Raw genomic sequence first — 12642 nt, 5'->3', positions numbered from 1 at the left:
CGATCAACCGATGAAAGCTGCCAGCGTCCGGCGATCCGTGCCCGCCAAGGTCGACCTTGACCGTATCCGGCAAGAGGCATCTGCGCTCGCGAATCGTCTCGGGCTCGATGGGCTGTCCATGAACGCCCTGGCGGAGGCGCTGAACATTCGTACCCCCTCGCTGTACTCGCATGTCTCGGGCATTGACGATGTGCGGCGCCTGCTTGCGATTCATGGCCTGGAAGAACTCGAACACACGGCAGCGCGCGTCACGATCGGCAAATCAGGCCGCGACGCGGTGAGGGCACTGCTGATAGCCCATCGCGCCTTCGCGGGAAAGAACTCTGGTGTCTATGCCGCGACGATTCCCACCCCTCCGCGGGACGATGCGGAGTGGCGCTCGGCCGTGGATCGCCTCAACGAAACTTGCAGGGCAGTCTTGCAGGGCTATGCCCTCGGCGAGCCTGAAACCATCCATGCGCTGCGCGGCCTGCGAAGTGTGGCGCATGGATTTGCTTCACTCGAAACCTCCGGTGCACTGAAGAATCCGGTGAGTCGGGACGAGAGTTTCATCTGGCTGGTCGATGCATTCCTCGAAGTGCTCGACAACATGGCGCGCCGACCAAGGCAGCACCTGGGGAACAGATGAACAGATGAAATATCGAGCGTCGTAAAGGCGGGTTTCGCACCCGCGATTGTCCGTTGTCAACCCGAGCACCGACCTTGGAGACTAGCCATGACCCATATCTCGACCCGAATCAGAAATATCGGCTCCGCTGTCTTGTTGCTGAGCATGACAGTCCTGCCCGCCGTTGCTGCCGCGCAGTCGACGAAGAACGTCATTCTGGTTCATGGCGCATGGGCAGATGGCTCGAGCTGGTCCAAAGTGATCCCGCTGCTCGACGCCAAAGGCTATAACGTGACGGCTGTCCAGCTTCCCCTGACATCACTGTCGGACGACGCCGCCACCGTCAAGCGGGCCATCGCGCTGGAGCCGGGGCCCGTTCTTCTTGTCGCGCATTCGTATGGCGGTGCCGTCATCACCGAAGCAGGCAATGATCCGAAAGTGACCGGCCTTGTTTATGTGGCGGCCTTTGCGCCCGACGCTGGTCAGTCGGTGGGTTCCCTGAACGCAACGGTCCCGCCGACGCCGCTGGCCACCCAGGCAAAGCCGGATGCCGATGGCTTCGTGAGGATCAGCAAGGCAGGCATATTCGAAGACTTCGCGCAGGATCTGACACAAACGGAGAAGGGCGTGCTCTACGTGGCCGAGGCACCGACGAACGTGAAGTCGCTTGGCGGCGCTATCGGCCAGCCCGCCTGGCGAAACAAACCGTCCTGGTACATCGTTGCTGCCGACGATCGTGCGATTTCACCCAAGCTCGAAGCCACCATGGCGCAAACGATCCATGCGACAACGGAGACGATCAAAGCCAGTCATGTGGCCATGTTGTCCCATCCGAGGGAGGTTGCTGACGTGATTGAACGTGCGGCTGGACATTGAGCCATCGCAGACGAAGAAACGGTGTTCGGGCGGCTCCGCGTGCGGTTGACCGGAGCCGGCAAGATGGACATTGAGCGGCCCGCCAAATTGTGCGAATCTGTATCGCAGACTTCGGCGTTCATCCTTCTCTACTGGCCCGGTACGGGAGACAACCATGGCCCTCGATCGAAGCGCGAGTCCGGAACGGACCGCTTTCGTGTTTGCCGGCGGGGGCAGCCTCGGTGCGATCGAGGTGGGCATGCTGCGCGAACTGCTCAATCACGGTGAACGTCCTGACTTCGTGGTCGGCGCGTCCGCTGGTGCAATCAATGCCGCGTATTTCGCCGGGCAGCCCGATGGCGACGGCGTCGCGAAGCTCGAAGCGCTATGGTGCAGCATCCGCCGGCGCGACATCATGCCGTTTTCGATGCTCGGCCTGTTAAGGACGGTTCTGCAGAACCGCGCACACCTCGTCGAGGCGACCGCGCTGCGCATGCTGCTGGAACGGCATCTGCGGTATCGATACGTGGAGCGCGCATCGCTGCCGTTGCACGTCGTCGCGACCGACATGCTCAGCGGCAACGAAATCGTGCTGTCGTCGGGCTCCGTCGTCGACGCCGTGCTCGCCAGCGCGGCGATCCCGGGCGTGTTTCCGCCGGTGCGGATCGACGATCGACTGATGGTCGATGGTGGTGTCGCGAACAATACGCCGATCTCGATAGCCGTCGCGCGGGGCGCGACGCGCATCGTCGTGCTGCCGGCCGGCTTTGCGTGCGCGTTGCGCAAGCCACCGGGAAGCGCAATCGCGCAGGCGATGCATGCGCTGACGCTCGTGATCGCGCGCCAGCTCGTGCGCGATCTGGAGTTCTACGAAAGTCGCGCCACGATCTGCGTCGTGCCGCCCCTATGTCCGCTCGACGTCTCGCCGTACGACTACACCCGATGCAAGGCGTTGATCGAACTCGCGGCCGAGCGGACCCGCGCGTGGCTCGGCGATGGCGGCCTCGAACAGCGGTTCATTCCGGGGGCGCTGCACGAGCACACGCACTAGGCGGAGCGTCCGACCAGCGATGTCGGTGCGTAGAGCCTGCTCAATGCGTTCCCTGGCACCGGCAGACGCGTTGCGCGCCGGTCAATAAAAATCCGGCGGCCCATGGAGCACGATCGCGATTGGTTCAGTGTGTGAGGTGGCCAACCATGAATGTCGGCGCGGACTTGGTGAGGGCTTTCGGACGGCGGGACTCGGCGCCAGTGCAGTGCGGACAAAAAGTCTGCCTGCCATCGACTCGGCGTCATTTCCCCGCCATGCGCCGGAGATCCACCAGCCTGTCGAATGCCTCTCCGTCCAGCAGGCCAAGCTCGATCGCTGCCTCGCGCGGCGCGATTCTGCGTCCGGTGGCATGGCGGGTGATGGAGGCTGCCTTGTCGTATCCCAGCACCGGATTCAGGGCGGTTACGGCGAGCAAGGGGCTCTGCAGATCGCGCGCGAGTCGTTCCGTGGCCGGCCGGAGGCCGGGAATGAGGCGAGTGGCCGCAACGTTGGCACAGTCCGCCAGCAGCCGGATCGACTGCAGGACGTTGTAGATCAGCACCGGCTTCGCCACATTCAGCTCAAAGCTGCCGGACGCCGCGGCCATCGTCGCCGTCACATGGTTGCCTGCCACCTGCATGGCTGCCTGCACCATGACCTCCGCGATGGTCGGATTGCGTTTGCCGGGCATGATGGAGGAGGTGAGCCCATCGTCCGGCAGCAGCAATTCGCCAAGGCCGGCGTTCGGACCGGAACCCATCCAGCGCAGGTCATTGGCGATCTTGGTGAGCGACGCGGCGATCACGTTAAGCACACCAGAGAGTTCGAGCAATGCGTCGTGTGCGGCCATGCCCTCGACTTTGCAAGGATTCGGACGGAATGCCAGGCCGCTCAGGCGGCTCGCTTCCTCACAGAACGCCTGGTCGAAGCCGGGCGGGGCGTTCAGGCCGGTTCCCGCCGCCGTACCGCCCTGCGGCAGGACGAGCAGGCGGGGCATCGTGTCGCACAGGCGTGCCAGCGCATTGTCGATCTGCGCGGTGAAGCCGTCGAAGGCGCGGCCGAGCGTGGTGGGGACCGCGTCCATCAGGTGGGTGCGGGCGATCTTCAGCACGTCGGCAAAGGCGCCGGCGCGTTCGTGCAGGCTGTCGCGCAGCCGGCTGAGCGCCGGGACCAGTCGGTCTTCCAGTTCGATGGCAGCGGTGATGTGCATGACCGATGGAAAACTGTCGTTTGACGATTGCGACGCGTTCACGTGGTCGTTCGGGTGGACGGGCGACTTGGTGCCCAGCGGCTGCCCCAGCCGTTCGTTGGCGCGGTTCGCGATCACCTCGTTGGCGTTCATGTTGGTCTGCGTGCCCGAACCGGTCTGCCAGATGGAAAGGGGGAAGTGTTCATCGAATCGGCCGCGGCGCAGTTCCGCCGCCGCCGCGATGATGGCTTCGCCGAGCGACGCGTCAAGCACACCGCACCGCATGTTGGCGTGGGCGGCGGCCATCTTGTGCAGGCCGAACGCATGGACGAGGCAGTCCGGGAAGCGTTCCTCCCCGACTGCGAACACGGCCAGCGCGCGCTGCGTCTGGGCGCCCCAATAGCGGTCGGCGGGTATCTCGGCAGGGCCGAACGCGTCATTCTCGGTGCGGTACGTTGTCATGTTGAATCCAGCGAAGGTTGTTCAGTTCAGGCAGCCGTCGTGCGCTGCAGCGGGGTGCGGGACGCAGACGGATCGGTAGCATGGGTAGCGCCGCCCGGCAGAACGCCGTCGTCGAGCGCGGTGTCGTCCGCGGCCGGGTCGGGATAGCGCTCGGGATAAAGGTGGCGCATTGCGATCTCGGCATCGAACGTGCCCGACCACTTCGCCACGACCACGGTCGCCACGCTGTTGCCGATGGTGTTGCAGGTCGAGATGGCCATGGACAGGAAGCGGTAGACACCGAAGATCACGGCCAGCCCTTCCACCGGCAGCACCCCGGTCGACGTCACGGTCGCGGCAAACACCACGAACGAGCCGCCGGATACCGTGGCCGCGCCTTTCGACGTCAGCAGCATCAGCACCAGGATGCCGAGCTGGTGGTCCGGCGTCAGCGGCACCCCGTACGCATGGGAGATGAACATCACGCCCATCGCCATGAAGATGGACGTGCCGTCGAGGTTGAACGCGTAGCCGGTAGGCAGCACCAGACCGACGGTCTGCTTGGCGCAGCCCAGCCGCTGGAGCTTGATCAGCAGGCGCGGCAGTGCACTTTCCGACGAGGCCGTGCCGAGCACGATCAGGATCTCGTCCTTGATGTACCGCAGGAAGCGCCACAGGCTGAAGCCCGCCACCTTCGCGGCGATGCCGAGCACGACGGCGATGAACAGCGCCACCACCGCGTAGAAGCTCAGGACGAATTGCGCCAGTGCGACCAGTACCGCCGCGCCGTTGATGCCCACCGAATAGGCCACCGCGCCGAAGGTGCCGATCGGCGCCAGCTTCATCACGAGATTGATGAAGGAGAACAGCACCTCGGAGAGGGTGTCGAGGCCATGGTTGATCGTCGCGCGACGCGTCTCCGGAATGGCCAGGATCCCGATGCCGACCATGACCGCCAGCACCACGACCTGCAGTAGTTCGCCCCGGGAAAATGCGCCGACGAAGTTGTCGGGCACGATGTGCATCATGAATTCGGGGAAGCCCTGCGGCGCCACGGCCTTTGACGCCGGGGCGACGGCGCTGCCCGTGACGTGGGCCATCCCCTTGCCGATCTCCAGCAGGTTGCCTGCGAGCATGCCGACCATCAGCGCGACGGTCGAAATTACCTCGAAGTAGAGGATCGACCGCCAGCCTACGCGCCCGGCGCTCTTCACGTCGCCCGCCGAGGCGATGCCGTGCACGATGGTCAGGAAGACGAGGGGTGCCACGCCGACCTTGATGAGCGACAGGAACAGGTCTCCCAGCAGCTTCAGCTTCACGGCCAAGGCCGGGAACACGAAGCCGACGCCGATGCCGAGCAGCAGCGAGACGAGCACCTGCATGCCGAGCTTGCGATACCAGGGACGCCGTGGGGAGGCCGGCGGCGCGGTGGGTGGAACTGCAGCGGTCTGGATGGTCGGGTCTTGCATGATGTCTACCTCCACCGGGGCCTGTGTTCAGGCCACCTTGTTCGAGAGTTCGATGGCGCGATCCACCATCTGCGGGGCGAGGCCGAGATAGTTGACCGGGTCGCACAAGCGCTCGACGGCGGCCCGGTCGAGATGCTTCGTGACGATCGGCAGGGCGCAGAGCGCGTCGGCCAGCGTGCCGCCGGTTTCGTTCACGGTGCGGCAGGCGTCGTACACCACGTCGTGCGCTTGCTGGCGGCCGATGTGCGGCGCCATGCCCATCATCACGGCCTCGGCCACGATCAGGCCGTTGGAGATATCGAGGTTGTGTCGCATGCGGGCGGTGTCGACGATGAGCCCGCCCAGCGCGAATTTCGCCTGGTGCAGCGCGCCCGAGGTCAGGATGAAACTCTCCGGAATGGCGATCCACTCGGCGTGCCATGGGCCGGTGGCGCGCTCGAAGTCCTGCACCATCGCGTCGACCATCAACCCGGCGTGCTGGCGCACGGCCTTGGCGGCTGCCAGCATCAGTTCACTGGAAATGGGGTTGCGCTTCTGCGGCATCGTGCTGCTGGCGCCACGCCCCTTCACGAAGGGCTCGTAGACTTCCGCGAACTCGGTCGAGGCCATGATCATGATGTCGAGTGCGATCTTGCCGAGCGAGCCGGTGACAAGCGCGAGCAGGTTGACCGCTTCGGCGAAGCCGTCACGTGCCACATGCCAGGTGGTGGCCGGCACGCCCAGGCCAAGTTCTTCGGCCAGCGCCTGCTGGATCGCAAAACCCTGCTCGCCAACCGATGCCAGGGTGCCGGCCGCGCCGGCGAATTCCACCACCGCCACGCGGGGGCGCAGTTCGGCGATACGTTGCTGGTGCCGGTCGAACATCGCCAGCCAGATCGCGGTCTTGTAGCCGAAAGTCACCGGTAGCGCCTGTTGCAGGTGAGTGCGGCCGGCCATCGGGGTATTGCGGTGCTTCGTCGACAAATCTGCGAGAATGCCGCGCAGTTCGCGAATGTCGGCGTCGATGCTGTCGAGCGCGTCGCGCACCTGGAGGGCGACGGCGGTGTCCATGATGTCCTGCGTGGTCGCCCCCCAGTGCACGTAGCGACCTGCTTCGCCGCACATCGTCACAAGCTGGTGTACCAGCGGCAGGATCGGATAGCCGACGATGTCGGTTTCCTCGCGCATATGGTCGAAGTCGATTCGCTCGATGCGCGATTCGCTCGCGATGACCTCGGCGGCTTCGTTCGGGATCGTGCCGACGCGTGCCTCAGCCTTCGCCAGCGCGATTTCGACGTCGATGTAGCGCTGCACGAGCGCACCGTCGGAGAAGATCTGACGCATCTTCTTCGTGCCAAAAGCATCTCGGAAGAGCGCAGAATCGACGACGGTGCTGGCGGCGGGGATGGCGTTGAGGGGCATGGTGCTACCTTGTGATGGGAAGTCGGGTTGGCTAATATGTTCGAACAAGTCGCATTAGATATGTTCGAACATGTTTGGCAAATCCGGGTTTACCCAATTCGAATGGAACGTGATGTTGTCGAACCAGATGAGCAAAACCAACGCGGCGGAGATCGCCAGGCAACTTTTTGACGGGATCGCCAGCGGGCGCTTCCCGGTCGGCACACTGCTCCCCACGGAATTCGAGTTGTGCGAGCAGTTCAATGCGAGCCGGTACACGATCCGCGCCGTGCTGCAGGAATTGCAGGACCAGGGACTCGTGTCGCGCCGCAAGAACGTGGGTACGCGCGTGGAGGCATCGAGTCCCCAGGCCAGGTTCCGGCCGACGCTTGCCTCGGTGGACGATCTCGTCCAGTTCGGCGTCGAGCATTCGCGCCACGTGCAATCGGTGGGAACGGTCAAGGTGAAAGGGGATCTGGCGCGAGAGATCGGCTGCGCGGAGGGGACGCCTTTACTGCGAATTTCCAGTATCCGTCTGGAGGAGGGCCGGGCCGACGCCCCGATGGCCTGGACGGATATTTATATCGATCCGGCATACACGGACGTCGGCGAGATGGTGCGCAAATCGACGGAGCTCGTCAGCGCCCTGATCGAATCGCGCTATGGCCGCCAGATCGCGGAGATCGAGCAGGACGTACGCGCGTCGACCCTGACGGATGAACGCGTAGGAAAGGGGCTCAGGCTTGAGCGTGGTGCAGCCGTGTTGAGGATCTCGCGCCGCTATCTGGATGCCACCGGTGAAGCATTTGAGTTTTCCGTGACGGTGCACCGTGCGGACAGCTTTTCGTTGTCGATGCGGCTGAAGCGATCGACGAGGTAGGTGTTGGGTTCCGTCGAAATCGTTGAGGCCGGCGCATGGTCCTCGTACCACCGGTGGTTGCTGCCATCAGCTCGCCCAGGCACGCGCGGCGATTCCGTGGCTGGTAGACCTTCGGCGGCTCGCCAGGGCTCAGACGCAGCTCGACGATGGCTTCTACGACTTTGCGCCGACCCACTTCATGCATCGTCATCGTGATCGTCCCAGTCGCGTTCATTGTGGGGTGTCGGCGATCAACCTACAGGCCAAAACACGACATTTTTTGTTTAGCGGAAAGGGGGTGCGGCGGAATTCTTGGACTATCAGGAGCTAGTCCATGTATTCGTACGAAGACCGTATCCGAGCGGTCAAGCTCTACTTGAAGCTGGGAAAGCGCCTTATCGCGACCCTTGCCGAGGGGGTAGTCGCAACCGACCTGAGTCCTGACACAGCCACGTCGGAAGACCACCAACTGGTCGTGGAGATCCACGAGGTTGTCATAGCAGATGATCTGCGGAGCGATCTGGTACCGATCCGAAAGGTTTTGCCGTGCGGGCAACCCAAGGCGATCCGGTTGACCCGTCTGTACGTCGAGCGCTTCGGCAAGGCGCGCACTCCGGCAGGGGCGGGCGCGGTCGGCGCAGCGTGAGTCTTCGTCGGTCTAGTACCGCCGAGGAGAAAGCCCTGTTAAGCTCGAGAACAAGGCTTCACGCGCGCAGCGTCGGTATGGGGCCTGCTAGCATGATCAAGGTCGATGATGTAGTGAAAACCGAAAATCGGGTGAAGCAGCAGCGTGATTTCGTGATGGTGCATTTTCTTCGACGGCTTACCCCAGGCGAAATAGCCCTTCACGAACCTGTTCGATTGTGTCGCCGCGTGCGACCTGAACGCGTACCGGAATGACTAGCTCAACGCGCTCCGGTAAGTTTGATGCGTGCGCCAAGCAGCGAATAGCGCCGGTCACGTTGCCTTCGGTAGCAGAGTCGGGGCGGAAGGATATCTCCAGGGCATACGGTTCATGCTGATGCCGGAATTCGTCGCATTCCAGTACCCATTCCATGGTTTCCTCTGTCGGGCGGCACGGTTTCCAATAAAAGCCATTTGGATCGTGACGTTGCGTTGTCCATATGCTCGATAGGTCAGGAATGCGGCCCTCGAGTTTTGGAGCAAAGATGTTGGGCATAGCATTGAGTGCTATAAAGCGATCCGCTGTATTCACGAATTCGCCAGCAGGGGGCGTTGGCGGGGCAGCGAACAGCGGTTTCTCGTGATCAATGTCGTCGCCGTCGTCACTTATTGCGGGTACACCGAAGATGATCGCCCCTTCAACCTGAAACGTGACGAGCAGATTTTTTGCGGGCTGTTGCCCGGTATTCCCGACTACGAGCGTGAAGGTCGAGAATAGGCCATCGTTCAATCGGTGGTGAATGCTTTCCAGCTCGGATCTGATCAGACGTAACCACTTTGGGTAGGCTTCCTTCTGGTAGTGATCGATCTCCTGCGCGCTGGCAGGTTTCCACTGCTCAAGAGGATTGGCGAATCTCGCGACAAGGCTGAAAAGCCTGTCGTTATGACGTGCAGGAGGTTCCTGTGGAAAGTCGCTTTCCATCGGAAACTGTGCGCGGATCTCCCCCATCAGGGTCTCGATCTCGGACTCAGTCAGTGCTGGAAACAGCGTGACTTTTGCCGAAATCCGGTTGTCTGGAATGTCGGGTAAATCAAAAGTGAGCTTGGGGTGCTGGCTGGACATGCGCGCGACCGTCTTGCGCAACTCGTCAATCGTCCTGTCGCGTTCGTCCTTTTCGGGAGGGAGCATCCACAGCGAAGGCAGACGTTGGAAGGAAAGCTGCTGTGACTTCGCGGTGACAAGTGCCGCTGTGTCATTCGAGATGAACGTTACTTGAACATCGGGGCGTTGCCGCCGCACCCATAGAGCTTCCGCCACGATTTGGTCATCCGAATTCTGCAGGTCGAGTTCCGGAAATTCCTCTGCCTTGATTCTCGACATCAGCAGTTCAATGCTGATGGTGAAATTCCTGACGATGGTAGTGATCCGGTTGTTGCCAGAATCGATCACCTGCGCGAACAGGCCCGATGCCTTGCGCGCTCTCGATGCCCTGCGGGCGTTGCCGCCGTCCTTGTGGCGGTCGATTTCGCGCTGGACGGCGCGCGGCACAGCGACCGTAACATCGATGTCCTCGGTCACCAGCGACCAGTCGAGCGTCTGGTAATCAAGACATTGCAGGAAAAAGTTGGTATCCGGTACAAGAATGTGCATGACGCGTGCAGGTGCTGTCTGTCTCGGCTTTGGAGCAACAGGATAACGCTTTTCGGGCGCTTCGCACGATTTGACGACCAAACCATTTGGCGAAACTGTGAGGCGACCTGTGGCTCAACCAGATTGTCCGAATCAAGCCGAGTGTGAGGGCGCCCATGTTTACAATGAGGCATTGGCGACCGACTGGAGGAATAGGGCGATACCGGGCCGCAGCCGAAGGAAGTTGAGCATTCGCCGGTTGCAACCGCTTTCGCGGGCTGTCTGCTCATCGCATGCTGATCGATTGGTGTTCCTGACGTCGAGCAATTTTAATGCGTCGCTTGGATGGCGACGGCGTGAAGTCGCGGCACACGGACGACATAATCGCCTAGGAGCCCTTTTGTTGAGCGCTTCAGAACGAACTGCGAGGTGAGCGAGTTATGCCATGTTATCTCCTGCTTGGTGCGGGTTTCAGCCGTAACTGGAACGGCTGGCTGGCAAGCGAGGTCGCTGACGACCTTGTTTGGCGTTTGCGCGAACGGCCTGAGATCTGTCAGATCGTGCTGCAGTGGGGTTTCGAAGGGGCGTTGTTTGACCTTCGAAGCCAACTTGCACGCGGAGAAACTGATGTCGATCAAGTTCGCTTACTGGAGACGGCAATTGCGGATTCGTTTCGCGCGATGAATGGAGCGTTTGCGCGGCAACTTCAGTTTGAGTTTGCGCAAGATGAGCATTCCTCCGTCGCGGAGTTTCTTGCTCGATTTGATGCCGTCTTCACCCTGAATCAGGATCTTCTCCTCGAACTGAACTACGACGCTACGCTTAAGCGTCGTCGTTGGGCAGGAGCGCAATGGCCGGGTGTTGCGCCCATGGGGTGGCCGGCCGTGACGCCGGCAATGAGAACCGAGTTGATCGATCATCGTTGGCGCGTGCTGCCTAGTGTTCCAGCGATCGACCAGCAAGCGCAGCCGATTATCAAGCTGCACGGTTCATCCAACTGGTACGCGGACCATATCGCAGGCCAAAACATGGTCATCGGTGGGCAGAAGCGCGAAGCGATCAACGCCAGCCCATTGTTGCGCTTCTACAGCCAATACTTCGCTCAGTGTCTCGCCCAGCGAGACGCGCTGCTGATGACGATCGGCTACAGCTTTAGTGATGAGCACATCAACGAGATCATCTGCGATGCGAATGAAGCTGAGACTAATTTCGGCATATTCATCGTTGGGCCAAACGGTAGGGCGGTGCTCGACAAAAGCCATCCTGACGACATGCAGTATGACCCTCATGGGCGACTGTTGAGGCTGCGCTACGTCGGTGGATCGTCGCGTTTGTTGTCTTCGACTTTTCGCAATGATGGACTCGAACTCGACAAGGTTCTGCGGTTCTTTGAATAACTGCAACGCAAGAGTAAGCAGGGAGCGCTCGTCGTTCCTGCTGCAGATGCTTGAACAGATCAAAGATACAGAAGAGAAGCGGTCGGTGTTGCGCGGTGCGATCGAGGCCACTCCGCCTCAGGGCGTCGACAGCCTCAGTGAGACGATCACCGAGCTGAAGCGGCAATACCCCGATGGCGAGACGGACGAAATTGAGATTTAGTTTCACCAGCACTTCAAGCTTGGAAGTTTTGCCACCATCTCGAATTGATCCTCGGCATATGCAGATTCGAGAAAGAGTGTGGTAGTTTTGTTTTCCCACGCCAGCTCGATCGAAGGAGCGCAACCGGCAAGCCGGTTTGTCGGATTCTGCCGTAACTTTTCAAGGGATTGAGCTTTGAACACGGATGCGGAAAACACGAAGGCAACATCGACTGAAATCACAGGCGGTGCGGGCTTCACGTACGAGGACATTGTGGTTGCGTACTATCTCGCCGCGCTGCTGCGGGAAGATCGCGCGGCGTTACAGGACGGGACTGTCAAGAGCGTCGCGGTCCAGCAGAGCGGTCATGATCGTCCGATGGACGACCTGACCATAGAGACCGAGCGCGACGGCGCGACTTCCCGCCTCGATCTGCAGATCAAGACAACCGTTGTAGTCAGCAGCAGCAACGATGCTTTCAGGGATGTGGTCGATCGGGCACGACAGACGCGTGCGGCGGCGGGGTTCCAGATCGAACGCGATGCCTATGGATTTGCTGCAGAAAGAATATCGGTGGCTGGCCTGCAGGCGTTGGAGCGGCTGATCGAGTGGGCCAAGGCCAGCCCGGACGTCTTGCATTTTACGAGGCGATTTTTGCCTGGCGGAACCGCTGCGATCCCAGAGCGGAGGATGCGCGACGATCTTAAGTCTTTGATCGGCGCAGAAGACGACGTAGGGGAATGGCGTTTCTATCGCCAGTTTGTCGGGGCGCGCCTTGACGGCTTGCGCGAAGGGGGGGCCCTGAGAACCGAGATCGTCAATCGGCTGCAGGAACTTGTTGCCAGCGATGAGGACGGGCAAAGCGAACTCCTGTTCGACCGGCTTTGTCGCATCGTGCGCGACGGCGCGGGCACCGCGCAGAAATGGACGCGTTCGTCATTGCTGGCGCAGTTGCGTGGCGTAGTGCGACTGAAGGTGAC

13 protein-coding genes are annotated in these 12642 nt (G+C 61.5%); 7 read left to right on the top strand and 6 right to left on the bottom strand.

Annotation, left to right across the window (positions count from 1 at the left end; all coding sequences use genetic code 11):
* Positions 1-10 precede the first annotated feature (10 nt).
* The 3 genes from ACN22W_RS22315 to ACN22W_RS22305 all read left to right on the top strand — a co-directional run bounded on the left by ACN22W_RS22315 (position 11) and on the right by ACN22W_RS22305 (position 2513).
* Positions 11-628, top strand: coding sequence for a TetR/AcrR family transcriptional regulator (locus ACN22W_RS22315; protein WP_419689440.1), 618 nt, complete (start codon positions 11-13; stop codon positions 626-628).
* Between the two features lie 87 nt (positions 629-715).
* Positions 716-1483: an alpha/beta fold hydrolase gene (locus ACN22W_RS22310; RefSeq protein ID WP_412024526.1), complete on the top strand. Its 768-nt coding sequence runs from the start codon at positions 716-718 to the stop codon at positions 1481-1483.
* 154 nt (positions 1484-1637) lie between these two features.
* The gene (locus tag ACN22W_RS22305) at positions 1638-2513 is read left to right on the top strand and encodes a patatin-like phospholipase family protein (RefSeq protein ID WP_193102119.1); all 876 of its coding nucleotides are present in this window, start codon (positions 1638-1640) and stop codon (positions 2511-2513) included.
* A gap of 241 nt (positions 2514-2754) precedes the next feature.
* Here the strand turns inward: ACN22W_RS22305 and ACN22W_RS22300 are convergent, their stop codons facing one another.
* From ACN22W_RS22300 to pcaB, 3 genes are read right to left on the bottom strand one after another with little or no spacing between them, the layout of a single operon-like run.
* Positions 2755-4143 (bottom strand): class II fumarate hydratase, encoded by a 1389-nt coding sequence (locus tag ACN22W_RS22300; protein WP_419689439.1) that lies wholly within the window; start codon positions 4141-4143, stop codon positions 2755-2757.
* Positions 4144-4169: 26 nt separating this feature from the next.
* A complete protein-coding gene (locus ACN22W_RS22295; RefSeq protein ID WP_419689438.1) occupies positions 4170-5591 on the bottom strand; it encodes a cation:dicarboxylate symporter family transporter in 1422 nt (473 codons plus the stop codon).
* Between the two features lie 27 nt (positions 5592-5618).
* Entirely contained in the window at positions 5619-6992 is a 1374-nt protein-coding gene (gene pcaB, locus ACN22W_RS22290; protein ID WP_419689437.1) for a 3-carboxy-cis,cis-muconate cycloisomerase, read from the bottom strand.
* Between the two features lie 127 nt (positions 6993-7119).
* On the opposite strand from pcaB, the gene ACN22W_RS22285 reads away from it, so the two are divergent.
* Entirely contained in the window at positions 7120-7851 is a 732-nt protein-coding gene (locus ACN22W_RS22285) for a GntR family transcriptional regulator (protein ID WP_419689882.1), read from the top strand.
* A 313-nt stretch (positions 7852-8164) separates the two neighbouring features.
* Positions 8165-8476 carry a hypothetical protein gene (locus ACN22W_RS22280; protein WP_419689883.1) on the top strand — a complete coding sequence of 104 codons (312 nt, stop codon included), beginning with the start codon at positions 8165-8167 and terminating at the stop codon, positions 8474-8476.
* Positions 8477-8653: 177 nt separating this feature from the next.
* Here ACN22W_RS22280 and ACN22W_RS22275 read toward each other — a convergent pair whose 3' ends face one another.
* Positions 8654-10105: a PIN domain-containing protein gene (locus ACN22W_RS22275; RefSeq protein WP_419689436.1), complete on the bottom strand. Its 1452-nt coding sequence runs from the start codon at positions 10103-10105 to the stop codon at positions 8654-8656.
* A 419-nt stretch (positions 10106-10524) separates the two neighbouring features.
* Here ACN22W_RS22275 and ACN22W_RS22270 point away from each other — a divergent pair, with 419 nt between their 5' ends.
* Together ACN22W_RS22270 and ACN22W_RS22265 are read left to right on the top strand one after the other, a co-directional pair.
* Positions 10525-11481 carry an SIR2 family protein gene (locus ACN22W_RS22270; RefSeq protein WP_419689435.1) on the top strand — a complete coding sequence of 319 codons (957 nt, stop codon included), beginning with the start codon at positions 10525-10527 and terminating at the stop codon, positions 11479-11481.
* A gap of 46 nt (positions 11482-11527) precedes the next feature.
* Positions 11528-11683, top strand: a complete 156-nt coding sequence (locus ACN22W_RS22265; protein ID WP_419689434.1) for a hypothetical protein — start codon at positions 11528-11530, stop codon at positions 11681-11683.
* A 2-nt stretch (positions 11684-11685) separates the two neighbouring features.
* Here ACN22W_RS22265 and ACN22W_RS22260 read toward each other — a convergent pair whose 3' ends face one another.
* Both ACN22W_RS22260 and ACN22W_RS22255 read right to left on the bottom strand, forming a co-directional pair.
* Positions 11686-11934, bottom strand: a complete 249-nt coding sequence (locus ACN22W_RS22260) for a hypothetical protein (RefSeq protein WP_419689433.1) — start codon at positions 11932-11934, stop codon at positions 11686-11688.
* A gap of 49 nt (positions 11935-11983) precedes the next feature.
* Positions 11984-12523, bottom strand: a complete 540-nt coding sequence (locus ACN22W_RS22255) for a hypothetical protein (protein ID WP_419689432.1) — start codon at positions 12521-12523, stop codon at positions 11984-11986.
* Positions 12524-12642 lie beyond the last annotated feature (119 nt).

Origin of the sequence: Burkholderia theae (assembly GCF_048565265.1) — a bacterium.
Classification (GTDB): domain Bacteria; phylum Pseudomonadota; class Gammaproteobacteria; order Burkholderiales; family Burkholderiaceae; genus Burkholderia; species Burkholderia theae.
The sequence above is the reverse complement of the archived record's forward strand: the minus strand, read 5'-3'. Positions and strand labels throughout refer to the sequence as shown.